This window comes from Variovorax sp. 54, assembly GCF_002754375.1.
Classification (GTDB): Bacteria; Pseudomonadota; Gammaproteobacteria; order Burkholderiales; family Burkholderiaceae_C; genus Variovorax.
Genome location: NZ_PEFF01000001.1, coordinates 1,517,183 through 1,542,619, shown reverse-complemented (window position 1 = coordinate 1,542,619; position 25,437 = coordinate 1,517,183). Strand labels below are relative to the sequence as shown.

Annotated in this window: 18 protein-coding genes; 12 read left to right on the top strand and 6 right to left on the bottom strand. The window is 70.2% G+C overall.

All coding sequences use genetic code 11. The features are described from left to right. Positions 1-9 precede the first annotated feature (9 nt). Positions 10-1,257, top strand: coding sequence for a dienelactone hydrolase family protein (locus CLU95_RS06790; protein WP_099791624.1), 1,248 nt, complete (start codon positions 10-12; stop codon positions 1,255-1,257). 19 nt (positions 1,258-1,276) lie between these two features. Here CLU95_RS06790 and CLU95_RS06785 read toward each other — a convergent pair whose 3' ends face one another. Then, the gene (locus CLU95_RS06785; RefSeq protein ID WP_099791622.1) at positions 1,277-2,353 is read right to left on the bottom strand and encodes a helix-turn-helix transcriptional regulator; all 1,077 of its coding nucleotides are present in this window, start codon (positions 2,351-2,353) and stop codon (positions 1,277-1,279) included. 59 nt (positions 2,354-2,412) lie between these two features. Between CLU95_RS06785 and CLU95_RS06780 the strand changes: the two genes are divergently transcribed. The 4 genes from CLU95_RS06780 to CLU95_RS06765 are packed head-to-tail and all read left to right on the top strand — an operon-like array spanning position 2,413 to position 6,895. After that, entirely contained in the window at positions 2,413-3,399 is a 987-nt protein-coding gene (locus CLU95_RS06780) for a Bug family tripartite tricarboxylate transporter substrate binding protein (RefSeq protein ID WP_099791620.1), read from the top strand. 13 nt (positions 3,400-3,412) lie between these two features. Then, positions 3,413-4,114 carry an aspartate/glutamate racemase family protein gene (locus tag CLU95_RS06775; RefSeq protein WP_099791618.1) on the top strand — a complete coding sequence of 234 codons (702 nt, stop codon included), beginning with the start codon at positions 3,413-3,415 and terminating at the stop codon, positions 4,112-4,114. Between the two features lie 40 nt (positions 4,115-4,154). Continuing rightward, entirely contained in the window at positions 4,155-4,547 is a 393-nt protein-coding gene (locus CLU95_RS06770; protein WP_099791616.1) for a Rid family hydrolase, read from the top strand. Then, on the top strand, positions 4,544-6,895 hold the full coding sequence (locus CLU95_RS06765) for a penicillin acylase family protein (RefSeq protein ID WP_099791614.1): 2,352 nt from the start codon (positions 4,544-4,546) through the stop codon (positions 6,893-6,895). The genes CLU95_RS06770 and CLU95_RS06765 overlap by 4 nt, the downstream gene beginning before the upstream one ends. Positions 6,896-6,929: 34 nt before the next feature. On the opposite strand, the gene CLU95_RS06760 is transcribed toward CLU95_RS06765, so the two are convergent. The 5 genes from CLU95_RS06760 to CLU95_RS06740 all read right to left on the bottom strand — a co-directional run bounded on the left by CLU95_RS06760 (position 6,930) and on the right by CLU95_RS06740 (position 10,266). Next, a complete protein-coding gene (locus tag CLU95_RS06760; protein ID WP_099791612.1) occupies positions 6,930-7,289 on the bottom strand; it encodes a hypothetical protein in 360 nt (119 codons plus the stop codon). Between the two features lie 110 nt (positions 7,290-7,399). Next, on the bottom strand, positions 7,400-7,783 hold the full coding sequence (locus tag CLU95_RS06755) for a roadblock/LC7 domain-containing protein (RefSeq protein WP_099791610.1): 384 nt from the start codon (positions 7,781-7,783) through the stop codon (positions 7,400-7,402). 46 nt (positions 7,784-7,829) lie between these two features. Then, complete coding sequence (locus tag CLU95_RS06750; RefSeq protein WP_056578935.1) at positions 7,830-8,354, bottom strand: GTP-binding protein; 525 nt, start codon at positions 8,352-8,354, stop codon at positions 7,830-7,832. Next, complete coding sequence (locus tag CLU95_RS06745; RefSeq protein WP_099791608.1) at positions 8,351-9,079, bottom strand: hypothetical protein; 729 nt, start codon at positions 9,077-9,079, stop codon at positions 8,351-8,353. Before CLU95_RS06745 ends, CLU95_RS06750 begins: the two co-directional genes overlap by 4 nt. Positions 9,080-9,426: 347 nt before the next feature. After that, positions 9,427-10,266: a plasmid replication/partition related protein gene (locus CLU95_RS06740; RefSeq protein WP_099791606.1), complete on the bottom strand. Its 840-nt coding sequence runs from the start codon at positions 10,264-10,266 to the stop codon at positions 9,427-9,429. Positions 10,267-10,441: 175 nt separating this feature from the next. Between CLU95_RS06740 and CLU95_RS06735 the strand changes: the two genes are divergently transcribed. The 7 genes from CLU95_RS06735 to CLU95_RS31280 all read left to right on the top strand — a co-directional run bounded on the left by CLU95_RS06735 (position 10,442) and on the right by CLU95_RS31280 (position 25,427). Further along, positions 10,442-10,975, top strand: coding sequence for a sigma-70 family RNA polymerase sigma factor (locus CLU95_RS06735; RefSeq protein WP_099791604.1), 534 nt, complete (start codon positions 10,442-10,444; stop codon positions 10,973-10,975). A gap of 39 nt (positions 10,976-11,014) precedes the next feature. Next, positions 11,015-11,263, top strand: coding sequence for a FecR/PupR family sigma factor regulator (locus CLU95_RS06730; protein ID WP_099791602.1), 249 nt, complete (start codon positions 11,015-11,017; stop codon positions 11,261-11,263). Between the two features lie 159 nt (positions 11,264-11,422). Further along, positions 11,423-11,671, top strand: coding sequence for an MbtH family protein (locus CLU95_RS06725; protein ID WP_099791600.1), 249 nt, complete (start codon positions 11,423-11,425; stop codon positions 11,669-11,671). Positions 11,672-11,676: 5 nt separating this feature from the next. Continuing rightward, positions 11,677-12,420 (top strand): thioesterase II family protein, encoded by a 744-nt coding sequence (locus CLU95_RS06720; RefSeq protein ID WP_099791598.1) that lies wholly within the window; start codon positions 11,677-11,679, stop codon positions 12,418-12,420. Further along, positions 12,398-13,099 carry a 4'-phosphopantetheinyl transferase family protein gene (locus CLU95_RS06715; protein WP_099791596.1) on the top strand — a complete coding sequence of 234 codons (702 nt, stop codon included), beginning with the start codon at positions 12,398-12,400 and terminating at the stop codon, positions 13,097-13,099. Before CLU95_RS06720 ends, CLU95_RS06715 begins: the two co-directional genes overlap by 23 nt. 5 nt (positions 13,100-13,104) lie before the next feature. Continuing rightward, on the top strand, positions 13,105-18,375 hold the full coding sequence (locus CLU95_RS06710) for a non-ribosomal peptide synthetase (RefSeq protein WP_099797146.1): 5,271 nt from the start codon (positions 13,105-13,107) through the stop codon (positions 18,373-18,375). Beyond that, positions 18,375-25,427, top strand: coding sequence for a type I polyketide synthase (locus CLU95_RS31280; RefSeq protein ID WP_099791594.1), 7,053 nt, complete (start codon positions 18,375-18,377; stop codon positions 25,425-25,427). Before CLU95_RS06710 ends, CLU95_RS31280 begins: the two co-directional genes overlap by 1 nt. The last annotated feature ends 10 nt before the right edge of the window (positions 25,428-25,437 follow it).

Here is a 25,437-nt window from a genome sequence, read left to right as displayed (position 1 = left end):
CACACACCCATGCAGAACAAGGCATCCCCATCGTCGTCGCAAGACATCCGCATCCAGACCACTGACGGCAGCGGCAGCTTCGGCGCCTACCTCGCCCTGCCGCGCGGCGGCACCGGCCCGGGCCTGGTGCTCGCGCAGGAAATCTTCGGCGTCAACAAGACCATGCGCGACGTGGCCGACTACTACGCCGAGGAAGGCTATGTGGTGCTCGTGCCCGACCTGTTCTGGCGCCAGGAGCCCGACGTGCAGCTGGGCTACGCACCCGACGACTGGCAGCGCGCCTTTGCGCTCTACCAGGGCTTCGACGAAGCGCTCGGCATGCAGGACATGCAGGCCGCCATCACCGCGCTGCGCCAGCGCCCCGAGGTGCCCGGCGGCAAGGTCGGCGTGCTCGGCTTCTGCTTGGGCGGCAAGCTCGCCTACCTCGCGGCCTGCCGCACCGACGCCGACGTGGCCGTGGGCTACTACGGCGTGGGCATCGACGCCGCGCTCGACGAGGCCGACCGCATCCGCTGCAAGCTGGCGCTGCATGTGGCCGAACTCGACGGCTTCTGCCCGCCCGAGGCGCGCGACCGCATCGTGCAGACCCTGCGCGGCCGGCCGAATGTCGAGGTGCATGTGTACCCCGGCGTCGACCATGCCTTCGCGCGTGTGGGTGGCGAGCACTTCCACCGCGCCTCGGCGCTCATGGCGCACGAGCGCAGCGTGGCCGCGCTGAAGTCGGCCATCGGCCCGAACTACGACCTGGCCGCGCTGTGGGACAAGCACTGCGAGTACGAGTTCGGCACCCGCAACGTCGACGACACCATGGGCACGATGGTGGCCGAGCCCTACGTGAACCACATCCCGACCATGACCGGCGGCGTGGGCTACAAGAACCTGCACGCGTTCTATACGAACCACTTCGTCAACAGCAACCCGCCCGACACCTCGCTGGTGCCGATCTCGCGCACCGTGGGCGCGACGCAGGTGGTCGACGAAATGCTGTTCTGCTTCACCCACACTACCGAAATTCCGTGGATGCTGCCCGGCGTGGCGCCGACCGGAAAGCGCGTGGAGATCCCGCTGCTCGCGGTCATCAAGTTCCGTGGCGACAAGCTCTACCACGAGCACATCTACTGGGACCAGGCGAGCGTGCTGGTGCAGGTGGGCCTGCTCGATGCTGCGCTGCTGCCGGTGGCGGGCGTGGAAACGGCGCGCAAGCTGCTCGACGAGACGCTGCCGTCGAACACGCTGCTGGCACGCCCCCGCGGCTGAGTCGCTTTGCGGTGATTCTTCAGGCGCCGCTGTTGGCCGGCGGCGCCTGCTGCAAGCGGTAGTCGCGCGGCGCCACGCCGTGCTGCTTGCGGAACGCCGCGGTGAAGCGGCCGTGGCATTCCCATCCCGCTTCGGCCGCGATGGCCTGCACACTGAGCTGCGTGTCGCGCAGCAGCCGTGCGGCCAGTGCCAACCGCTCGGCCACGAGCAGGCCGTAGACCGTCGTGCCCTCGGCCTCCTTCACATGGGCCTGCAGCCGCGTGGCGCGCAGGTCGAGCCGCTGCGCGAGCGCGTCGACCGTCCAGGCCTGCGCCGGCGCCTCTCCGAGCAGTGCGCGCAGCCTGCGCACCGTCTGCGCCGCCGCACCACCGTGGGTGTCTTCTGAACGCGCAGGACGCAGCAGTTGTTCCAGGTCGAGCAGCACGCAGGTCAGCAGCTCGGTCGCGCGCGCATGGAACAGCGGCACGAAGGCGGGCCGATCGGAGGGCTCGTCGCCGATGCGCGCCAGGCAGTCGCGCACGCGCGGCGTGAGCGCCGCGTTGCACAGCACCCGGCCGTCGTCGCGCTCGACCAGCTCGCTCATCTGCCGCGCGGGCAGCCGCACGCCCAGCGCATGCAGCCAGCGCGGCAGCAGGTCGCGCCGCAGGCGGAACTGCACGAAGTTGTTGCGGCACGCGCCGGGAATGTGGATCAGGTAGCCGCCGTCGCGGTTCGGCGTGCGCAGCAGTGCGCGGTCGACGCGGAAGTCGAGCGGCCGGCCTTGCGCGCTGCCGATCTCGCCCGTGACGTGGCCCGCGAGAAAGAAGGTCAGCAGCAGCTCGTTGCCGGGCGCCAGCTGCACATGCAGGTCGTCGTTCAACCTGAAATCGAAGTACAGCGCGCTCGCGCCTTCCCACGGCAGGGTGCGCAGCCGCAGGATGCGGCCGCCGTCGTCGGGCCAGCGCACCTCGCGGCTGGCGCCGTCGTGCAGGGCCGGCAGCGCGAGCGGGCGGTCGGCGGGCAGGCGGATCAGCGCGGCGTTGAAATCGTCCTCGCGCAGCGCGGCGGCCGTGAAGGGCGAGGGCTGGATCGGCACAGTCTGCGATGGGATCGGCATAGAAAACCCTGACAGGCGGCGTTAGCGTTGCAACACTTTGGTTTGAACGGAGTTTATGGATGAATGCTCGACGTGTCTGCCGGTTTCTGGGGCTCCTGGCGGCCCTCGCCGCGGGGTGTCTGCCGGCGCTTGCCGGTGCGCAGAGTGCCTGGCCTTCGCGGCCGATTCGCCTCGTCGTGCCCTTCGTGGCGGGCGGCGGTGCCGACGTGGCCGCGCGGCTCATCGCGGCCAAGCTGCAGGTGCAGCTGGGCCAGCAGGTGGTGGTCGACAACAAGCCGGGCGGCAACACGCTGATCGGCGCGCAAGAGATCATGAAGGCCGCGCCCGACGGCTACACGCTGCTGTGGTCCATCGACCAGACCTTCGTGCTCAACCCCTCGCTCTACAACCGGCTGCCCTACGACCCGAGGAAAGACTTCACACCGGTGGCACTGGCCATCACCTCGCCCACGGCCGTCATTGCGCGCACGCAGGCGGGCAGCGTGGGCGACGTGCATGAGCTGGTGAAGCGTGCCAAGGCCGACCCCGGAAAGATCAACATCGGCGCGGCCGCGATCCTGTCGCAGATGGCACTCGAAGAGTTCAACCGCAGCGCCGGCATCGAGACCACGCGCGTGCCCTACAAGGGCAGCGCCGAAGTGGCGCAGGCCACCATCGCGGGCGACATCGACGCCGCCTTCGACGGCATGGCGCCCTACGTGCAGTTCGTGAAGGCGGGGCGCGCGAAGATCCTGGCCGTCACCTCGGCCAAGCGCTTCTCGGGCCTGCCCGACGTGCCCACGCTCGACGAGTTGGGCTACAAGGGCGTCGACTTCTCCGTGTGGTTCGGCGTGGTCGGTCCGGCCGGCCTGCCGCCCGAGATCGCCAAGCGCGTGAGCGACGGCGTCGACTGGGCGATCCACCAACCCGACGTGGTCGAGAAGCTGCTGGTGTTCGGCTTCGAGCCGGCCGCGCAGACCAGCGCAGCTGCACTCAAGGGCCGCATCGACAGCGACCTGGTGCGCTACAGCCCGGTGATCCGCAAGCTCGGCTTCAAACTCGACTGAAAGGGTGCGCGTCATGAAAACCGCGGGCCTGATCGGAGGCGTCGCGTGGCCTTCCACGCTCAGCTACTACCGCTTGTTGAACGAGCACATCCAGCGCGAACTCGGCGGCCTGCACTCGGCCCGCTGCGTGATCGTGAGCCTGGACTTCGCCGGCGTCGTCGCCGCCATGACCGAAGGGCGCCGCGACGATGCACGCGCCCAGATGGAAACCGCCGCACGCCAGGCCCGTGCGGCCGGTGCGGAGCTCATCGCGATCCTCGCGAACACCGGGCACTTCGCGGCCGACGCGGTGCAGGCGGCGGCGGGCGTGCCGCTGGTGCATGTGGCGCGAGAAACCGGCGACGAGATCACGTCGCGCTTCCCGTCGATGCGCCGCCTCGGCCTGCTGGCCACGAGCTTCGCGCTCGACGCACCGTTCTTCGGCCAGATGCTGGGGGAGGGCGCCGGCTTCGAGCTGGTGCTGCCCGATGCCGCGCAACGCCGCACGCTCGACGCGGCCATCTTCGGGCCGCTCGCGCGCGGCGAGGCCAGCCAAGCCGACGCGGCCGTCATCTCGACGCTGTGCAACGCGCTCGTGGCGCGCGGCGCGCAAGGCATCGTGCTCGGCTGCACCGAGCTGAGCGCCGTGAAGCCGTGGATCGCCTGCACCGCGCCGCTGTTCGATTCCACCGACATCCACGCCCGAGCCATCGTGCGCGAGATGACCCGGGCCTGAATCCATTTCCACACACAGAGAACGAAAGAGAGACCTTCGCATGCAGACCGCCGACTTCCCCTTGCCCTTCGTCAATGCGCCCTACAGCCGCGCGATGTTCGACGACGAATGGATCTTCGTCTCCGGCACCATCGGCATGGACTACGACACGCAGACGCTCGCCGTCAGCGCCGAAGACCAGACCCGGCTGATGGTGCGCAACATCGAGAAGTACCTGGCGGCCTGCGGCGGGCGGCTCGAGCAGGTCATCAACTACACGCTGATCGTGGCCGGCGCCGAGCACCTGGGCGCGGTGGTGCAGACGCTGTCCGAGGTGCTGCCCTGCAAACCGACCGGCACCGCCATGCTGGCCGGCATCGCCGTGCCGAAGGCCTGGGTGGAGATGCAGGTAATTGCGCGCAAGAGCCAGCCGGTGGGCGAGGCCAGGTCATGACACCGCGTGCCAGCGGGTTGCTGCGCGCGGGCTTCTGTGCGCTGGCCTGTGTCGTCGCCGGCTGCGGTGGCGACAACGGAGGCGGGGGCGGCTTCTTCGGTGGGCCGGTCGTGACGCCACCCCCCACACCGCCCGCGTCGAGCGACACCTACAGCGCCGAGGTGCGCTGGACGCAATACGGCCTGCCGCACATCAAGGCCAGCAACTACGCGGGCCTGGGCTACGGCCATGGCTATGCCGTCGCGCGCGACCACCTGTGCCTGCTCGCCGACCGCGTGCTCACGCTGCGCGGCGAGCGCTCGGAACGCTTCGGCCCCGACGGCCTGGCGACCGTGGCGTTTCTGCAGATTCCCAACCTGGACAGCGACCTGTTCTACCGCGTGCAGCTGTCGGACGACGAGGTCGAGACCGCCTGGAAGGGCCTGTCCACCGACGCGCGCCAGCTCGCCGAAGGCTACGCCGCCGGCTTCAACCGCTGGGTGCGCGACTTGCCGCCCGAGGCGCGCCCCGCCGCGTGCAAGGGCCTCGCGCTGCCGCAGATGACAGCCAGCGACGTGGTGCGCGCGACGATGCAGGTGGGCTCGCTGTGGAAAGCGCTGAGCGTTGCCGCGTACGCCTCGGCATCGACCTGGGACCAGCTGGGTGCGCCGCCCGTGGCAAAAGCCAAGGGCGACCGCCCGCCGACGCAGCGCATGGCCAGCAACGCCTGGGCCTACGGCGCCGAGGCCACGGGCACGAACACCTCGATCATGGTCGCCAACCCGCACACGCTGTGGCAGGACCACTGGCTGCTGATGCACCAGATGCACCTCACCATCCCCGGGGAGATCGACGTGATGGGCGCCGACTTCCTGGGCTTGCCGCTGCCGCTGTCGGGCTTCACGCGGCACCTGGCCTGGAGCATCGAGGCGCCTTCGACCGTGACCTATCCGCTGCTGGTGGCGCTGGACGTGAAGCCCGGTGCGACGCCTTCGTACACGGTCGATGGCGCACCACGCGAGCTGACGATGAAGACCGTCGCGCTGCGCGTGAAGCAGCCCGATGGCAGCGTGCGCATGCAAAGCCACGACCTGCCGTACTCGCACCTCGGGCCGCTGTACCGGTTGCCTGCGGCAGCGGGTCGCCCGGCCGGCTGGCATGCCGTGACCGATCCCAACGTGGCGAATGCACGCGCGCTCGACCAGATCCTCGCGGTGGCAAAAGCGCGCGACATCGGCGGCTTCGAGCAGGCGGTGGCGCGCAACCGCGGCATCACCGCCCACCTGATCGCGGGCGACAGCCAGGGGCAGGCGATGTACATCGAGTCGGGGCCGCTGCTCGACATCGGCGATGCCGCGTTGCGCGACTGCGCCGTCGTGCCGCCGCCCGACGACGCCACCGTGCCGGGCGCACTCGATGGCCGCCGCAGCGCCTGCGCCGTGCGCGATGCCGACGGCCGGCCGCGCCTGGCACCGGCGAGCCGCCTGCCGGCGCTCGCCACACGCGGCATCGTGCAGAACGCCAACGACAGCTACAGCCTCTCGCTGGTGGGCCGCCAGCTCGACGGCTATTCATTGCTGCTCGGCAGTCCGAAGGCTGCGCCCGGTGCGCGCACGCTGATGTCGCAACGGCAGATCGAAGACAGCCTGGCCGACGGTCGCATCGACGTGGCCGAAGCCACCGACATGGTGTTCGGCAATCGCAACTACCTGGCCGAGACCACGCTCGATGCCGTGCTGGCTGCCTGCACCAGCGCAAAAGGCGATGCCACGGTGCAGCGCGCCTGCGGCATCCTGGCCACGTGGGACCGGCGCCACAACGTCGACAGCCGCGGCACCTTGCTGTTTGTCGAATTAGGTTCGCGACTCGACAACGTGCCGGGTCTGTATGCGCAACCCTACGACCCGGCGCACCCGTTCCGCGTGCGGCCGGTGTCGTCAGCGCCGGGCGTGACGGCGGGCATCGTCGCGGCCGTGCGCGACACGGCGGATGCGCTCGCGGCGCTGGGGCTGCGTGGCGACGAGCGATGGGGCGACATGCTGGCGCGGCCCACGCCGCGCGGCCGCGTGCCGCTGCATGGCGGCCCGGGCGGGCAGGGCGTGCTCAATGCGCTGGAGGGCGCGCCGCTCACGAAAGAGGGCTACGGCGACGTCATGGCCGGCACCTCGTACGTGCATGTGGTCACGTGGGCGCAGGGCAAGCCCGTGGCGCGCGTGATGATGGCGGGCGGGCAGTCGAGCGATCCGGCGTCGCTGCACCACGACGATCAGCTCGAACTTTTTTCGCGCAAGCAGCTGGTGACGCCGCCGTTCACCGAGGAAGAGATTGCAGCCGACCCGAAACTGGAGCGGCGCACATTGCGGGAGTAGAAATGTTGCCAGGCGCCGGGCCTGGCAACGCCGCTCACACCGTCATGTTCTGTTCAACGTCTAGCGTCTTGCGGCGCGCCATCGCCAGGTTCGACTTGGCCTTGTCCAGCACCAGGTAGACGAACAGGCCTTCCTTCTTCAGCATCGGGCGGATGATGTGGTACTGCTTGCCGAGCGTGATCAGCATGTCTTCGATCACGTCGTTCAGGCCCAGGTCGCGCATCGTGCGCAGCTTGGCGCGGACCACTTCGGTGTTGCCCGCAGCGGCCACTTCGAGGTCGACGCCCGAGCCGATCTGGCCGAGGATCATGCCGCTGCTCGAGTCGACCAGCGCCGCGCACAGGGCGCCGTCGCAGGTCATCAGGTCGTCCATGGATTGCTTGATATTTGCCATCGAAATCTTTCCTAGTCCTCGCCCCTGAAAGTCGGCGGCCACCCGGGCGAAGGGGATGGGCGGCCACCGGTGTCGAATGGGTGTGCTGCGCCGATTTCCGGCGTGCGGCGTCAGGCGTGCTGCAGCAGCTGCGTCGCCTGTTTCGCGAAGTAGAGGACCTGGCCGATGATGGCTTCGCGGCCCGTGACCACGCTCACGATCAGCGTCATCTCGGGGTGCCGCGCCTGCAGCATCAGGATGTGGCCATGGGTGGCTTCGATCGTGACGTTGTCGCAGTGGCCCAGCTGGCTTTCTTCGCCGGCCACGGCGCCCAGTGCGGCCAGCGAACTGGCAATGGCCGACAGGCGCGCGACCTGCGCGGTGTTCTCGACGCGCGCGGCCAGCTCGAGGCCGTCTTCGGTGGAGATCACCACGGCCTTCACGCCCTTGATTTCCCGCATCAGGGTGTCGATGGCCGATTCCGCTGCAAGCCTGATTCTTGGAGTGATGTTCATTGCTGCTTGAATGGAAGAAAGAGAAGAAGGGGAACGCGTCGTCGTGTCAGACCTCGAGCTGGAGCAGGAGCAGCTCCAGCAGCTGCACGACCTGCTGCGGATCGGTCACGTTGGCCGGCAGCACCGGGCACACGACGCCCTTGGCCTCCATGCGCCGGGCGTAGGCATCGAGGCCGGGGCTCGGGTGGTTTTCCATGCGGCCGACGGCGACCACGCAGGCGGTCTGCGCGATCAGCTCGGCAAAGCCATCGAGGTAGATGTCGAGGTCGGCCAGCGGATCGGGGCGGCTGTTGTCCACGAGGATCACCACGCCGAGCGCGCCGCGTCCCAGGATGCGCCACATGAAATCGAAGCGCATCTGCCCGGGCGTGCCGTACAGGCGCAGTTTTTCGCCGTTGTCGAGCGTGAGTTCGCCGTAGTCCAGCCCGACCGTGGTGGTGGCCTTGGCGACCGAGGTATCGCTGTTGCGCACGTCGGTGCTCACGGGCGGGATCTCGCTCACGCCGGCGATGGCCGTGGTTTTGCCGGCGCCCATGGTGCCGGTGAAGAGGATCTTGTGTTCTACGGTCATTGAGGGCCTGGCGGCTGCAAGCCGAGTCGGTGCCTGATGCGTGCGAGCAGGCCGGGCTGCACGGTGTCGCGGGTGGGTGCCGGGAAGCGGCTGTCGGGAAAGACGCTGTCGGGGGCCGAGGCGGCCACCAGGGCGCCCGGGCTGGCCGGCGCGCCACCGGGGCGTTCGAGCAAGCCCGCGCGCCGCAGGTCGGCCAGGAAATCGGCGCACTCCTGGCGCGTGGCGGGCGAGCGCTGCTGGAGCGACAGCACCGACGCCGGCCGGTTGGACATCAGCGTGGCCAGCCGCAGGCGGATCGGCGCTTCGAGCACGGCTGCGGGCGGCCAGCGCAGCATGCGGAATTCTTCGTGCTCGCCGATCGGCACCTCGGTCACCGCCAGGCCGAGGCCGCGGGCGTGGACCACCATCGCGCCGAGGCGGTTGAGCGCCACTTCCAGTGCATCGGTGTGCAGCGGCAGGGCCAGGAAAGGGCCGCGCTGCGGGTCGGCATGGGCGACGGTCAGCGTGGGCACGGCCGGCTGGGGCGAGGCGGCCGCGATGGCGACCTGCTCGCCAACGACCCGCAGGTCGGCCTGTTCGGCCTTCCACGACCAGTTCTGGTGCGTCCGGTGGTCGAGCAGTCGGATCAGCGACTTGAGCAGCACTTCTTCGCGATGCGGCAGCCCCTCGACGCTGTAGCTCAGCAGGGCGCGTTGACTTTTGGGAACGGTGTTAACGGCCGTCATGCAGCCTCCGCAAAGCGAAGCCCGTCAGCCGACCGCTGCGGGGCATTGCGTTCAACCGCATCGAAAACACCGATTGGGGGCGGCATCGCCGTTCTTTTTGCAACTTGAGCACTCACTGTAGGAAGTTGGACGGTGACGCCGTTCGCAACGCTGGCTTGGAGAACTAAAGTGTTTGTTTGTATGTGGCGTCAAAAATATAACACTTGTTGCAAATAAAAACACAAGATTACGAACAACTGTTTTCAGTGGGTCGCGGACGCGACAAAGCCTCGCGTGCCGCAGGGCGGCGCGCGAGGCTTCAGCGAGGGTGAAAGAGGCGGGCGCGCAGAACGGCGCCCGCCGGGGCGTCAGTGCGCCAGTTGCGCCTGCAGGTCGGCCACTTGCCGGCGCAGGTCCGCGTTCTCGGCCGTGAGCTCGGCCACGCGCTGTTCCAGTTGCTGGACAGCGTCGAGCGACGCCGGTTCGGCGCCGTCTTCGGTTTCGGGCGCGGCCTCGCGCGGCTTGCGCTTGGCTTCGCGCACGCGCTTGGCGGCCTGCTTGAGCTCGTCCTTGCCGGCGTTGGCGGCCGTCACCTGTTCTTCGGCGGGCAGGGAAGCGACGGCCGCGGCCGTGTTGATCGAGATCACGCCCGACTTCACGGCCGCCACCAGCTCGGGCGCGGCCTGCTTCTGGATCTTCTCGATCATCGTGACCTGGCTGCTGCTCAGGCGCGCGGCGCGGGCGATGGCCTCGCGGCTGTTCATCGGCACGGGGGGCGGCAGGGCTTCTTCGGACGCGGGAGAAGAGGTGGAGGCAGGCGCATCGTCGACGTCGAACGGCGGATCGTCCGCCGTGGTCGGGGTGGTGGCGGTGCTGCGGGCGCGGCGCTCGTCGACGATGTCTTTCTTGCGCAGGGCGAGCACGCCGCGCAGGTAGTCCGAGATGCTGCGGCGGCCCAGGTGCTGGTCGATCATCCACAGGTGCACGTCCTGCAGCGTCTTGAAGCGCGTGTTCTGCACCGTCTGGAAGGGCAGGCCGTGCTTCTGGCAGATGCCGTAGCGATTGTGGCCGTCCACCAGCACGTCGCCCCACAGCACCAGCGCGTCGCGGCAGCCTTCGGTGAGGATGCTGCGTTCGAGGGCTTCGTACTCCTCCGGCGTCAAGGGATCGATATAGGCTTTGAGTTCTTCGTTGACGACGATGTTCATGGGTACGGGAGCAATGTAAGGGGCGGAATTTTAGGTGTCTCGGTTTCGGCCGCTCGAACGTCTAGGCAGGGAGAGAGACAGAAAGGTGCACCTGTGAAAAATCAGGCCCTCTTCCGTCATCAAATGGTAATAGTTCTTATTTGCATCTTCGCCCTTGAACACTTCAGGAGTACCCATGGATCTGTCGCTTTCCCCGTCCGCGCCCACGCTGGGGGAGGTCTTCATCGCGAACCGTGCCCAGCTCCAGCGCGTCGCGCAAAAGATCGTCCGGACCGCCGACCTGGCCGATGAAGTCCTGCAGGACGCCTACCTGAAGCTCGCCGACGGCGCTTCGGTGCGCGATGTCCGCAAGCCGCTCGGCTATTGCTGCCAGGTGGTGCGCAACGTGGCGGTCGACTACCACCGCCACCATTCCGTCGAAGCCAGCTACCGCACCTACTGCGACGACGTCGAACTCGTGAGCCCACCCAGCAGCAACGACGCGCCCGACCGCGTGCTCGGTGGCCGTCAAGCATTGGTCGCCATCGACCGCGTGCTCGAAGCACTGGCGCCGCGCACCCGCCTCGCGTTCGAACTCAACCGCCTCAGTGGCCTGACCCAGCGCGAGATCGCCACGCGCCTGGGCTGCTCCGCCACCCTCGTGAACTTCATGATCAAGGACGCCGACGCCGCGCTCGAAAGCTGCCGCTACCTCGTGCAGGCCGCCTGAGTTTTCCGACCCACCGCATCGGCGCTACGATGGCCGCCGATGAGCAGCAGCCCCAACGACACGCCAAGCGACCCCACCTGGCAGACCGCCTGGGCGTGGGTTCGCCGCCAGCACGCCGGTGAGGGCGCCCTCGACGCCGCCGCGAGCGCCGAGCTTGCGCAATGGCTCACCGTCGATCCCGCCCATCGCCAGACCTACGCCGAGGCGGCCCGCCTCTGGCTGCTCGTCGGCCAGGTGCCGCCCGCGCACGACGTCCCTTCGCCGGACGTCGAAGACGCGGCCCGCTAGCCAGCACTCTTTCTTTTTTTCGCAGTACCCACAGCGGCCCGCCGCCGCGCAGCCGTGCGCGGTTTTCATGCAGGCGGGACTAAACACCCAGCCTCGCGGCGCGTCTTGTATCGCAAGGGCAAACCCTGCCCGTCATTGCACTTACCAAGAGGACCGCCCATGTCTACCAGCTGTTTCGACCGCGAGGACGAGACCTTCATCGTGCTCGTCAACCACGAAGCGCAATATTCCATCTGGCCGCACTGGAAGGCCGTGCCCGGCGGCTGGAGCGCCGTCGACGGCGTCAAGGGCGACAAGAAGACCGTGCTCGACTACGTCGAAGCCCAGTGGACCGACATGCGCCCCAAGTCGTTGCGCGACTGGATGGCCGCGCAGCAGCAGACCGACAACGCTTCTGCCTCCGCCTGACGCCCATGCAGGCATCGCTGCCCCTGCTGTGCCTGCCTTGCGCAGGCGCCAGCGCCACCATGTACCTGCGCTGGCGGCGCGTGCTGCCGCGCTGGATCGAGGTCGTGCCGGTCGAGCTGCCGGGCCGCGGCGGCCGCCTGGATGAAAACTTCGTCGACGACTTCGATCGCATGGTCGCGCAGCTGTGCGCCGAGCATGAAGGCGTGCTGCGCGGCCGCTACGCGCTCTTCGGCCACAGCATGGGCGCCTTGCTCGCCTGGGGCATGGCGCAGCACCAGCGGCAACAGCACAGGCCGCTGCCGGATGCGCTGATCGTCTCGGGCAGCGCGGCACCGTCGCAACGCGACCCCGACCGGTTTCTCGACATCACCGACGACGCGGCCCTCATCGCCGACCTGCGCAAGCAGGGCGGCACGCCCGACGAGCTGTTCGACAGCCCCGAGCTGCTGCGCATGACGCTCGATACCCTCGGCGCCGACTACCGCCTGTGCCGCAGCTTCGTGCACACCGACCCTGCACCGCTGCCTGTGCCGTTGCATGTGCTGGCCGGCCGCCAGGACGACATCGCCCCGTGGCGCATGCAGGCCTGGGCCGCCGAGACCGCGCATGCGCGCTTCACGCTCGATTGGTTCGAGGGCGGCCATTTCTTCATCCGCCAGCACGAGACCCTCGTGCTGGCCGCGCTGGCGCGGCACCTCGCGCCGGCGGTGGTGGCGGGAGGCGTCGATGCGGCTCGTGCCCTGGCATGACCCGTTGCCGCCGGGCATCGCGTTGCACCGCCTGGACCTCGACCTGGCGGCGGAGGACGGCGATGCCTGGGCCGACCTCACGCCCGACGAACATGCACGCGCCCACCGCTTCGCCCGCCGCGCCGATCGCGTGCGCTTCGCCCACACCCGCGCCGCCGTGCGCCGCCTGATCGCGCAGCGCCTCGCCTGCCGTCCGGCGGACGTGCCGCTGCGCGCCGACGCGCACGGCAAGCCCTTCGTCGAGGCTGGCGGCGACAAAGCAGCGCTGCTCTTCAACATCTCCCACGCCGGCGATCACGCACTCATCGCGCTGGCCGATCCGGCGCGCGTGCGCTGCGTGGGCGTCGACATCGAAGCCTGCGCGCGCGACCTCATGGCCGACGCCGATGCATTGCTCGCCATGGCCTTCACCGCACGCGAGCAGCGCGAAATCCGCAGCGACGCCGACCTGCCGCGCGCCTTCTACCGACGCTGGGTCGGCAAGGAAGCTGTGTTGAAAGCCGCCGGTGTCGGCTTGGCCGAACACCTGCAAAGCGTCGGCATCCACCCCGACGCCCACGGCGCACTTGCCGTCGACTGCGCCGTGCCCGCGTGGGCCGGCATCGAAGCGATGGCGCTGTCCGCGCCGCCGGGCTACGCCGCCGCGCTGGCCTGGCACACCAAGGAACAACCCCTGTGAACCCGATGCATCCCGTGGACTTCGTGACCCATCTGCGCAGCCTCGCCGCGCAGCGACCCGACGACATCGCCTTGATCGCCATCACCGACGGTGACGGCAGCGCACTCGACACGCCCATCAGCTACCGCACGCTCGATGCGCGCGTGCGCGGCCTGGCGGCGCATCTGCAGCAGGCCTTCGCGCCCGGCGGCCGCGCACTGATCATGCTGGACAACAGCGACGACTACGTCGTGAGCTTCTTCGCCTGCCTCTACGCGGGCCTCGTCGCCGTGCCGGTGTTCCCGCCCGAGTCCACGCGCAAGCGCCACCTGGGCAAGCTCGAAGGCATCGCCGCCGATGCGGGCGCCTGCTGCGTGCTGACCCACGCCACCATCCGCGACGCGATGGCCGGCGTGGACGCTGCCTTTGCGCAGGCAGTGCTCATCGCCGTCGACGAAATCGACGCCACCGGCGCCGACACCTGGCGCCCGCACACGCCGGCCGCCACCGACATCGCGTTCCTGCAATACACCTCCGGCTCCACCTCGGCGCCCAAGGGCGTCATGGTCACGCATGCCAACCTGATGGCCAACATGCGCGCGATCGAGGAAGGTCTCTCGGTCCGCGCGAGCGACACCTTCGTCACCTGGCTGCCGCTGAACCACGACATGGGCCTCATTGGCGGCCTGCTGCAGCCGATGCACCGCGGCACGGTCGTGGCGCTGATGTCGCCGCGTTACTTTCTCGAGCGGCCCGTGCGCTGGATCGAAGCCGTGTCGCGGCTGCGCGCCACGGTGAGTGGCGGGCCCGACTTCGCCTACCGCCTGTGCCTGGACCGCGTGTCCGACGCGCAGCTGGCCAGGCTCGACCTGTCGTCGTGGCGCCTCGCGTTCTCCGGCGCCGAGCCGGTGCGCGCCGACACGCTGCGGTCGTTCCAGCAACGCTTCGCACCTGCGGGCTTCCCGTCCGAAGCGGTCTACCCCTGCTACGGCCTCGCGGAATCGACGCTCTTCGTCACGGGCGGGCACCGCGGCAGCGGCATGGTCGCGCATGCCTTCGACAAGGCACGGCTGGCACAAGGCGCCGTGGTGCGCGATGACGAGGGCACCGTGCTCGTCGGCTGCGGTCGATCCGTTGCGCACCATGCGGTGCGCATCGTCGATCCGGCCACGCTCGCCGTGTGCGCGGACGACGGCGTCGGCGAAATCTGGGCCTCGGGCCCGAGCCTGGGCAGCGGCTACTGGAACAAGCCCGAGGTGTCGCAGAAGACCTTCGTCGTGCAGGACGGCACGCGCTGGCTGCGCACGGGCGACCTGGGCTTCGTGCACGGCGGCCAGCTCTACGTGGCCGGCCGCATCAAGGACCTCGTCATCGTGCGCGGCCACAACCTCTACCCGCAGGACATCGAGCGCGAAGTGGAGCGCGAGGTCGAGGCCGTGCGCAAGGGCCGCGTCGCAGCCTTCGCGGTCGACGGGCCCGAAGGCGAGGGCATCGGCCTCGCGGCCGAGGTGTCGCGCAGCATCCAGAAGCTCGTACGCCCCGAGGTGCTGGTCGAGGCGCTGAGCGCGGCCGTGAGCGAACAGTGCGGCGAGCCGCTGTCGGTCGTGATGCTGCTCAACCCCGGCGGCATGCCCAAGACCACGAGCGGCAAGCTGCAGCGCGGTGCCTGTCGCCAGAGTTGGATCGATCGCACGGCGGATGCCTATGCCATCTACGCCCACGGCGCGTTTGTGCTGGGCGGCAGCGCACCGGCTGCAGTCGACACGTCCGAAGCCGCACTCGACGACGTCGAGCAGGCCCTCGCCGCGATCTGGCACGAAGTGCTGCGCCGCCCCGCCGAAAGGCCGCTGGCGCGCGACGCGCATTTCTTCACCCAGGGCGGCAACTCGCTCGCCGCCACGCAGGTGGCCGCGCGCGTCGGCGAGCGCTGGGACATCGACTTTCCGCTGCGCGCGCTGTTCGAACAGCCGCGCCTGGGCGACCTCGCGCGCGAACTGCGGCGCGTGCTGGCAATCGGCCAGCGTCGCGCGCATCAGCCGATTCCGGCCCTGCCGGTCGAACGCCGCACGGGGCTGCTCACGCTGTCGCATGCGCAGGCGCGCCAGTGGTTCCTGTGGCAGCTCGATCCGAAGAACAGCGCGTACCACGTGGGCGTGGCGCTGCGCCTGTCGGGCGCGTTGAATGCCGATGCAATGACCGCAGCGCTCGAAGGCCTGCTCGCACGCCACGAGAGCCTGCGCACCGTGTTCCGCACGGCGGCGGACGGCACGGTCGGGCAGTTGGTGTTGCCGACGGCACCGCTGGCGCTCGCCCACATCGACCTGCGCGCGTTGCCGGAGGGCGACCGTGAAGGTGCCGCCGCAGCGCAGGCGCGCAAGCTCCAGGCCGAGCCTTTCGATCTCGCTGCCGGCCCCGTGCTGCGCGCCGCGTGGCTCCAGCTTGGTGACGAGCGCCACATCCTTGCCATCGTCACGCACCACATCGTGTCAGACGGTGCGTCGCTGCAGGTGCTGCTCGACGAGTTCGGTGCCGCCTATGGCGCGCACGCACAGGGCGAAACGCCGTCGCTCGCTGCGCCGCTGATCCAGTACGCCGATTACGCCGCGTGGCAGCGCGACTGGCTCGCCGCGGGCGAGGCCGAGCGGCAACTGACATACTGGCGCGCCCAGCTCGGCGACGCGCACCCCGTGCTGGCCCTGCCCACGGACCGCCCCCGCCACGCGGTCGCGAACTACCGCGCGGCCTCGCATGCCTTCGAGCTCGACGCGGCCCTCGTCGCCCGCCTGCACGCCACCGCGCAGGCGCACGGCGCCACGCTGTTCATGGTGCTGCTCGTGGGCTTCCAGGCACTGCTGCACCGCTACACGGGCCAGCCCGACGTGCGCGTGGGCGTGCCGGTCGCCAACCGCCACCGCCCCGAGACCACGGGCCTCATCGGCTTCTTCGTCAACACGCAGGTGCTGCGCGCCACCTTGCACGGCCGCACCCCGTTCGCGCAACTTCTCGCCCAGACCCGCGAGGCCGCGCTCGGCGCGCAGGCCCACCAGGACCTGCCGTTCGAACAGCTCGTGGACGCCCTGCAGCCGCAGCGCAGCCTGAGCCACAACCCGCTGTTCCAGGTGATGTTCAACCTGCTGCGCGAAGACACGGCCGTGCTGCGCGGTCTGCCGGGCCTGGCGGTCGACGAGTACCGCATGGACGACAGCGCCGCGCAATGCGAACTCGCGCTCGACATCCGCGAGCGCACCGACGGCCAGGTGCGTGCGGTCTTCACCACGGCCGCCGAGCTGTTCGATGCCGCGACCGTCGCGCGCATGGCCGCGCACTACCGCGCGCTGCTCGAAACGCTGACAACAGATCCGGCCCGCGCCGTGGGCGATGCGCTGTGGCTCGCTGCTGAAGAGCAGGCGCAACTGCACGCCTGGGGCACGGGCACGTCGCTCGCATCCACCGCGACACCCGCGCATCGCCTCTTCGAAGCGCACGTTCGCCGCGCACCCGATGCCATCGCGCTGATCGCCGGCGACACCGAACTGTCCTACGCCGCACTCGACCGCCGCGCCAACCGCCTCGCGCACCGCCTGCTGCGCCACGGTGTGCGGCCCGACACGCTGGTCGCCGTGGCCGTCGATGCACCGATCGATCGCGTCGTCAGCCTGCTGGCCGTGCTGAAGACCGGCGGCGCCTACCTGCCGATGGACCCGTCACACCCGCCGCAACGGCTGTCGGAACTGCTGGCCGACAGCGGCGCAGTGCTGCTGCTGACGGGCAGCCAAAGTTCAGTGGGCGAGGGCGGCACGGTCGCCCGCTTCGCAGTCGATGACGCATCGCTCGACGACGAGCCGGACGAAGCGCCGCAGGTCGCGCTGCATGACCACCACCTGGCCTACGTGATCCACACCTCGGGAACCACCGGCCGCCCCAAGGGCGTGGCGGTGGCGCACGGCGCGCTGTCGATGCACCTCCAGGCCATGGCCGACACCTGCGGCCTCACGGCAGACGACCGCTCGCTGCAGTTCGCATTGCCGCATGTCGATGCGGCCATCGAACAGTGCCTGCTGCCGCTGACCACCGGCGCCGCGCTGGTGCTGCAGCCGCAGTGGTGCTCGCTCGCCAGCGAACTCGACGCCTTGCTGCAGCGCCACCGCGTCAGCGTGGTCGACCTGCCGCCGGCCTACGCGCGCCAGCTGCTGCAAGACCAGCCGCCGTTCCAGCACGCCGTGCGCCTCGCGCTCTTCGGTGGCGAAGCCTGGACCGGCGAAGACCTCGCGCTGATCCGCCGCGTGCTGCGCCCCGCAAAGGTTGTGAATGCCTACGGCCCGACCGAGGCCGTGATCACGCCGACCTTGTGGTCTGCCGATGCCGAGACGTCCGTGCAGGGCTACGCCCCCATCGGCCGCCCGGTCGGCCGCCGCACCGCCCATGTGCTCGATGCCGACCTGCAGCCCGTGCCGCAGGGCGTGCCCGGCGAGCTGTACCTCGGGGGCGAAGGCCTGGCGCGTGGCTACCTCGGGCGCGCGGCCCTGACGGCCGAGCGTTTCGTCGCCCACCCCCTTCTTGCCGCAGGCGGTCGCCTGTACCGCACCGGCGACCTCGTGCGCTGGCGTGCCGACGGCCAGCTCGACTACCTCGAACGCCTCGACCACCAGGTGAAAGTGCGGGGCTTCCGCATCGAGCTTGGCGAGGTTGAGGCGCGTTTGCGCGAGCAACCCGGCGTGCGCGAGGCGCTGGTGTGCCTGCATGAGGGCGCGGCCGGCCCGTTGCTCGTGGCCTACGTCGCACCCGCTGCGGGCGTATCGCTCGACGCGACCACGCTCAAGACGCAGCTGGCGCAGGCGTTGCCCGACTACATGGTGCCGTCTGCATTGATGGTGCTCGACAGCTTCCCGCTCGGTGCCAACGGCAAGGTCGATCGCCGCGCACTGCCCGCACCGGCCGCTGCCGGCACGCAAGGCTACGAAGCGCCTCGTGGCGACGTCGCGCAGACGCTGGCCGCGATCTGGGCCGAGCTGCTCAAGGTCGAACAGGTCGGCCTGCACGACAACTTCTTCGACCTCGGCGGCAACTCGCTGCTCGTGATCCGCATGCACCGCCTGGTGGAAGACCGCCTGCAGCCGGGCCTCGCGGTGGTCGACCTCTTCAAGTACCCGACCGTCGGCGCGCTGGCCCGGCACATCGAGCAGTTGGGGCGTGGCCCCGCGGCTGCCACCGACGACGCCGCACAGGCGAAGCAGCGCGCGCTGCAACAGCGCGCGGCCCTGCTGCAACGCCGCCGACCCACGGAAAGAACCCTCTGATGCACGCGCAAGACGACACCCCGCTTTTTCCCGAGACCGCGGGCCCCACGGGCCTCGAGATCGCCATCGTCGGCATGGCCGGCCGCTTTCCCGGCGCGCCCGACGTGGACGCCTTCTGGCGCAACATCCGCGACGGCGTCGAGTCGGTCACGGCCTTCAGCGACGACGAGTTGCGCGCGCGCGGCGTGCCCGAGCGCGCACTGGCCGACCCCGACTACGTGAAGGCCGGCGTGCTGTTCGACGGCTACGACCGCTTCGATGCCGGCTTCTTCGGCTACTCGCCGCGCGAGGCCGAGCACCTCGATCCGCAACAGCGCATCTTTCTCGAATGCGCCTGGGAGGCGATGGACCACGCGGGCTGGCCGACTGGGAAGAAGGGCGGGGCGCCGGTCGGCGTCTACGCGGGAGACGGGCCCAACCTCTACCTCATGAAGCACCTGCTGCCCGCCTTCGGCATCGACGCAAGCACCGGCATCGCCGACATGCTGGGCCTCATGAGCGGCAACTCCGCCGGCTCGCTGTGCACGCGCGTCGCCTACAAGCTCGACCTGCGCGGCCCGGCCGTCAGCGTGCAGACCGAATGCTCGACCTCGCTCGTGGCCGTGCACATGGCCTGCCAGGGCCTGCTGAGCCACGACTGCGACATGGCGCTGGCCGGCGGCGTGTGGCTCAACCTGCTGCAGGAGGGCGGCTACCGCTACCAGAACGGCGCCATCCTCTCGCCCGACGGCCACTGCCGCGCCTTCGACGCCAAGGCTGCGGGCACGGTCATCGGCAGCGGCGCGGGCATCGTCGTGCTGCGCCGGCTGGCCGATGCGCTGCGCGACGGCGACACCATCCACGCCGTCATCAAGGGCACGGCCGCCAACAACGACGGCGCCGACAAGATCGGCTTCACCGCACCGAGCGTGCAGGGCCAGGCCGGCGCGATCCGCGCGGCGCAGCTGATGGCCGACGTGCCCGCGCACACGGTCAGCTATGTCGAGGCGCACGGCACGGGCACCACGCTGGGCGACCCGATCGAGCTGGCCGCGCTCACGCAGGCGTTTCGTGCCGATGGCGGCGATGGCGGGCGCTGCGGCTACTGCGCCATCGGCTCGGTCAAGACCAACATCGGCCACCTCGATGCGGCGGCCGGCGTGGCCGGGCTCATCAAGGCGACGCTGGCGCTGCGCCACCGCACGCTGCCGCCGAGCCTGCACTTCGAGCAACCGAACCCGCAGATCGATTTCGCGAGCAGCCCGTTCCGTGTCAACACCGAAGCATTGCCGTGGCCAGAGGGGGATACGCCACGCCGTGCGGGCGTCAGCTCCTTCGGCATCGGCGGCACCAACGTGCATGTCGTGCTCGAAGAGGCACCGACCGTGGTCATCGCAACCGAAGCGGCCGGCTGGCAGGTGCTGCCGCTGTCGACCCGCAGCGCATCTGCAACGCGGCATGCCGCGCAGCAACTGGCCGAGCATCTGCGCGCGCACCCCGCGCTGCCGCTCGCCGACATTGCCCACACCTTGCAGGCTGGCCGCCGCGCCTTCGAACACCGCAGCGCGGTCGTGGCCGATCACGTCGAAGGCGCCGTGCAGATGCTCTCGGCGGGCGAAGGCCTGGCCCAGCGCGCCGCACCCGCGCAGGCGCCCGAGGTGGTCTTCCTCTTTCCCGGCGGCGGCACGCAACACGCCCAGATGGGCCGCGCGCTCTACGAGGACGATGCCGCCTTCCGCGACGACATCGACCGCTGCTGCGCGCTGCTGGAGCCCGAGCTGGGCTTCGACCTGCGCACCGTGCTGTTCCCCGCACTGGGCGGCGAGGCCGAAGCCGATGCGAAGCTGTTCGATATCGCGCTCGCGCAACCCGCGCTGTTCGCCGTCGAATACGCGATGGCGCAGTGGTGGATGCGCCGCGGTGTGCGGCCCGCGGTGATGATGGGCCACAGCCTCGGCGAGTACGTCGCGGCCTGCCTGGCGGGCGTGTTCCGCCTCGAAGACGCGCTGCGCGTCGCGGCCCTGCGCGGGCGCCTGCTGCAGTCGATGCCGCCTGGCGCGATGACCGCCGTGCCGCTGTCGCAGGCCGCGCTCGCACCGTTCCTGGCGCCGGGCTGCGACCTGGCCGCCGCCAATGCGGAGCAGCTGTGCGTGATCTCGGGCCCGCGCGAAGCAATCGAGGCCGCCGAGGCGCGGTTGCGCGCGGCGGGCCACCTGCCCCGCCGGCTGCATGTGTCGATCGCCTCGCACTCGGCGATGACCGAGCCGCTGCTCGCGCCGCTCGAAGCGCTCATCGCGTCGGTGCCGCGCCGCCCGCCGACGATTCCTTTCGTTTCCAACGTCACGGGCCAGCTCATCACCGCCGAGGAGGCCATGAGCCCCGCCTACTGGGCGCGGCACCTGCGCGGCACCGTCCAGTTCGTCGACGGCGTGCGCACCTTGCTGCAGGTGCCGGGCCGCGTGCTGCTCGAAGTCGGCCCCGGCGAAACGCTGGCGGGCCTGGCGCGCCAGCATCCGCTGGCCGACACCGCCGCCGGCGTGTTTGCCAGCCAGGCGCACCCGCAGCAGCAGGCGCGCAATGCGCAGCAGATCGCGCAGACGCTGGCCCAGCTGTGGGTCGCGGGCGTGGACATCGACTGGACCGCCTGCCGCGCGGGCGCCGCGCGTCGGCGCGTGCCGTTGCCGGCGTATCCGTTTCAGCGCCGCCGCTACTGGGTCGAAGCGTCCAGCGTCGCGAAGGCGGCACAACGTCCGGCCGGCGACGCGTTCTATGTGCCCTCGTGGCAGCGCACGGAGCCGCTGGCGCTCACGCCGCAGGCATCGACAGAAGGTTGCCTGCTCGTGCTCGGCGACAGCCGCAGCCTCACGGGCCACCTCGTGCGGCAGCTGCGCGCGCAGGGCCGCACGGTGGTGCTGGCCGAGCGTGGCAGCGCCTTCGCACGCACCGGCCACGGCCACTGGACGCTGCGCCCCGGCGCATGCGACGACCACGCCCGCCTGCAGACGGAGATCGCCGCCGACTTCGGCGCCATCGCCGGCATCTACCACCTCTGGAGCCTCGACGAGGCGCTGCCCGCACAGCAGCCGCAGGCCGAGCTGCTCGAACGCAGCTTCTTCAGCGTGCTCGCGCTGGTGCAATCGCTAGCAGCCGGCGACCGCATGCTGCCGCTGGCCGTCGTCGCCAACCAGCTCGAAGACGTCACCGGCACCGAACCGCTGTGCCCCGAGAAGGCCACACTGCGCGGCATCGGCAAGGTGATCGGCCAGGAATACCCGCGCGTGCATTGCCGCGTGATCGACGTGGTGCTGCCGGCGCCCGAAAGCGATGCCGAGGGCCGGCTGGTCGCGCAGATCGTGGCCGAGGCCGCGGCGCTGCGGGCCGAGCCCGGCGAACCGCTGGTGGCCTGCCGTGGCGCGCACCGCTGGATCAAGACCTACGCGCCCGCGACGCTGACCGCCGCCGCGCAACCGCGCCTGCGCCGCGAGGGCGTCTACCTAGTCACCGGCGGCCTCGGCGGTGTCGGCCTTGCGCTGGCGAAGCACCTCGCCGTGCAGTGGCAGGCGCGGCTGGTGCTGCTGGGCCGCACGGCGCTGCCCGCGCGCACCGAGTGGTCCGTGCTGATGGCGACGAACAGCACACCCGCCGCTCTGAAGCTGCGGCTGCAGCAACTGCTCGAACTCGAAGCGCTCGGCGCGCAGGTGCTCACCGTGTCGGCCGACGTGTCCGACGGCGACGAGATGCGCGCCGCCCTCGCACAGGCCCATGCCCGGTTCGGCCCGCTGCACGGCGTCGTGCATGCGGCCGGCGATGCAGGCGGCGGCATGATGGCCGGGCGCACCCGCGCGCAGGTCGACACCGTGTTCGCGACCAAGGTGCGCGGCACCCGCGTGCTGTTCGATGCGCTGCGCGGTCAGCCGCTGGACTTCGTGCTGCTGTGCTCGTCCATCTCCAGCGTGGCCGGTGGCCTGGGCATGAGCGACTACGCCGCCGCCAACGCCTACCTCGACGCCGTGGCTGTCGCGCACGAACGGCTCGGCGCGTTCCCGGTGTTCTCGGTCAACTGGGACGCCTGGCGCGGCCTGGGCATGGCCGCGCACATGGACGTGCCCGACGACATCGGCATGGACGGCCCCGAAGGCGCGCGCGTCTTCGAGCGCATCGTCAACGGCCCGGTGCGGGCGCAGACCGTCATCTCGACCACCGACCTGGCCACGCGCCTGGGCCCGCTCGACAACGGCATGCTCGACCTGCTCGGCGACGAGGCGCCGGCCGCCGCCGCAGGCTCGACCCATCCCCGGCCCGCGCTGCAGACCCCGTTCGTCGCGCCGCAAGGCGAAGTCGAGACCGCACTCGCCGCGCTGTGGACCGAGCGCCTGGGCATCGCGCCCATCGGTGTGGACGACAACCTGTTCGAGCTCGGCGGCGATTCGCTCGTGGCCATCCAGCTGCTGTCGCGCGTGCGCAAGCTCTACGCGACCGAGCTGCACCCCAGCGAGTTCTTCAAGGCGCCGACGATCGCCGGCCTGGCCGCGCGGCTCGGCATTGGCTCGACCACCATCACCGCGCCGCAGCGCAGCGCGATGGAGATCACGCCCGTCGCGCGCGGCGGTGCGCTGTCGCTGTCGCCGATGCAGCGCCGCCTCTGGCTGGTCGACCGCCTCACCGACGCTGCCAACCGCAGCGGCCGTGCGGCCTACAACATGTCAGCCGGCCTCGCGCTGCACGGTGAACTCGACATCGGCGCGCTGCGCGCCGCCATCGACGCCATCGTGGCGCGCCATGAGGTGCTGCGCACCGTGTTCACCGAAGACGACGACGGCGAGCCCATGGCCGTCGTGCGCCTCGGTGCGCCGCTCGACATTCCCTTGATCGCACTCGACGACGGCGCGCGCTACGGCCCCCTGTTCGACGAGCTGGTGCGCGCACCGCTCGCGCTGGCAGAGGGCCCGCTCATCAAGGCCACCGTCGTGCGCATGGCCGCGCGCGAGCATGTGCTGGTGCTCGTGGTGCACCACATCGTGTTCGACGGCTGGTCGATCGCCGTGTTCGCACGCGAGCTGGCTGCGTTCTACGAACGCGCGCTGCGCAGCCAGCCGCTGGAACTGGCACCGCTGCCCGTGCAGTACGCCGACTACGCCGCCTGGTATGCGCGCGCGCTGGCCTCCGATGGCTTCGCGCCGAAGGCCGCGTTCTGGCGCGAGCGGCTGGCGGGCGCACCGCAGACCTCGGGCATCCAGCCCGACCACCAGCGCCCGGCTGTGCCCACGCACGCCGGCGATTCGGTGCGGCTCACGCTGTCGCCCGCGCTGTCGCAGTCGCTGGCCGCGCTCGCGCGCGCGTCGGACACCTCGCTGTTCACGCTGTTGCTGTCGTCGTTCTTCCTGTTCTTCCACCAGGCTTCGGGCGCGGACGACATCGTCATCGGCACCGACGTCGCGGGCCGCGGTCATCCGGACCTCGAAGGGCTGCTCGGCTTCTTCGTCAACGTGGTGCCGCTGCGCTCGCGCCGCGCGAAGGGCGGGAGCAATTTCCCGCACTGGCTGGCTGCCACCAAGGCCGACACCCTGGCCGCGATGGACCACCAGGACGTGCCCTTCGACCGCATCGTCGAGCTGTCGGGCGTGCCGCGCGCACGCGACCGCAACCCGCTGGTGCAGGTGCTCTTCGTGCTCCAGAACACACCCGAGATCCGGTTCGCCATCGAAGGCGCCGAGGTCGAGGTGCTGCCCCAGCAGATGAACGAATCCAAGTTCGACCTGGCGGTGTTCGCCAGCGAACAGGGCGGCGCGCTCACCGCCGAGTGGGTGTTCGCCACCGACCTCTACCGGCGGGAGACCGTCGAAACCTTCACCGCTTCGTGGCACGCGCTGCTGGAGCGGATCGTCGCCACACCCGGCCAGCCCGTCGACGCGCTGGCCCCCATGCCCTCGCAGGAATCCATCGCCATGACAAACGCTCCCAACGTCCGCCCGGCCTCGAAACTGGACAAGCTCGGCAAACTTGGAAAGCTCGATGCCCTGGGCGCCGGCCGCGCCCCCGTGCGCGCCGCCGCGCGGCCCGCCGTGCAGACTTCGTTCCTGAAGCCCGGGGCCGAATTTCCCATCGTGCTGCAGGCCACCAGCCCCGAGCTCGACACCGTCGCCTGGGCCAAGGGCCAGGCCGACTACATCGAGATGCTGGTAGCCAAGCACGGCGGCATCCTGTTCCGCGACTTCGGCCTGAAGACCCCGCAGGACTTCGAGGCCTTTGCCGAGGCCATCGAGCCCGAGCTGTATGGCAGCTACGGCGACCTGCCGAAGAAGGAGGGCGGCAAGAAGACCTACCGCTCCACGCCGTACCCCGAGCGCCAGATGATCCTGTTCCACAACGAGAGCGCGCACCTGGACCGCTGGCCGCGCAAGCAGTGGTTCTTCTGCGAGCTGCCGTCGCCCGTGGGCGGCGCCACGCCCATCGTCGACTGCCGCGAGATGCTGCGCCGCCTGCCGGCCGACGTGGTGGCCGGCTTCGAGCGCAAGGGGCTGCAGTACGTGCGCACCTTCACGCCCGGCCTGGACGTGAGCTGGCAGGACTTCTACAAGACCGGGCGCCGCGAAGACGTCGAGGCGCGCCTGGCCGCCGCCGGTATCGAATGGCGCTGGTTCGACGGCGACACGCTGCAGACGCGCACCCGCTGCCCCGCCGTGATCCGCCATCCGCTGACCGGTGAGCGCGTGTTCTTCAACCAGGTGCAGCTGCACCACGTCGCCTGCCTCGAAGCGCAGGTGCGCGAAGACCTGCTGGCCATGAGCGGCGTCGAGCGCCTGCCGCGCCATGTGACCTACGGCGACGGCTCGCCCATCGCGGACGAGACCATGGCCATCGTCGGCGAAGCCTACGAGGCCTGCGCCGTGCGCTTCGACTGGCGCCAGGGCGACGTCGTGATGCTCGACAACATGCTCGCCGCCCATGCGCGCGACCCCTTCGAGGGCACGCGAAAGATCGTGGTGGCGATGGGCGCGATGTTCGACCGCGCCGCGCTCGACGACGGCGCACGCGGCACCGAGTCCCGCCTGGCCGACGAACAAGGCGCCTGAACGAAATGAC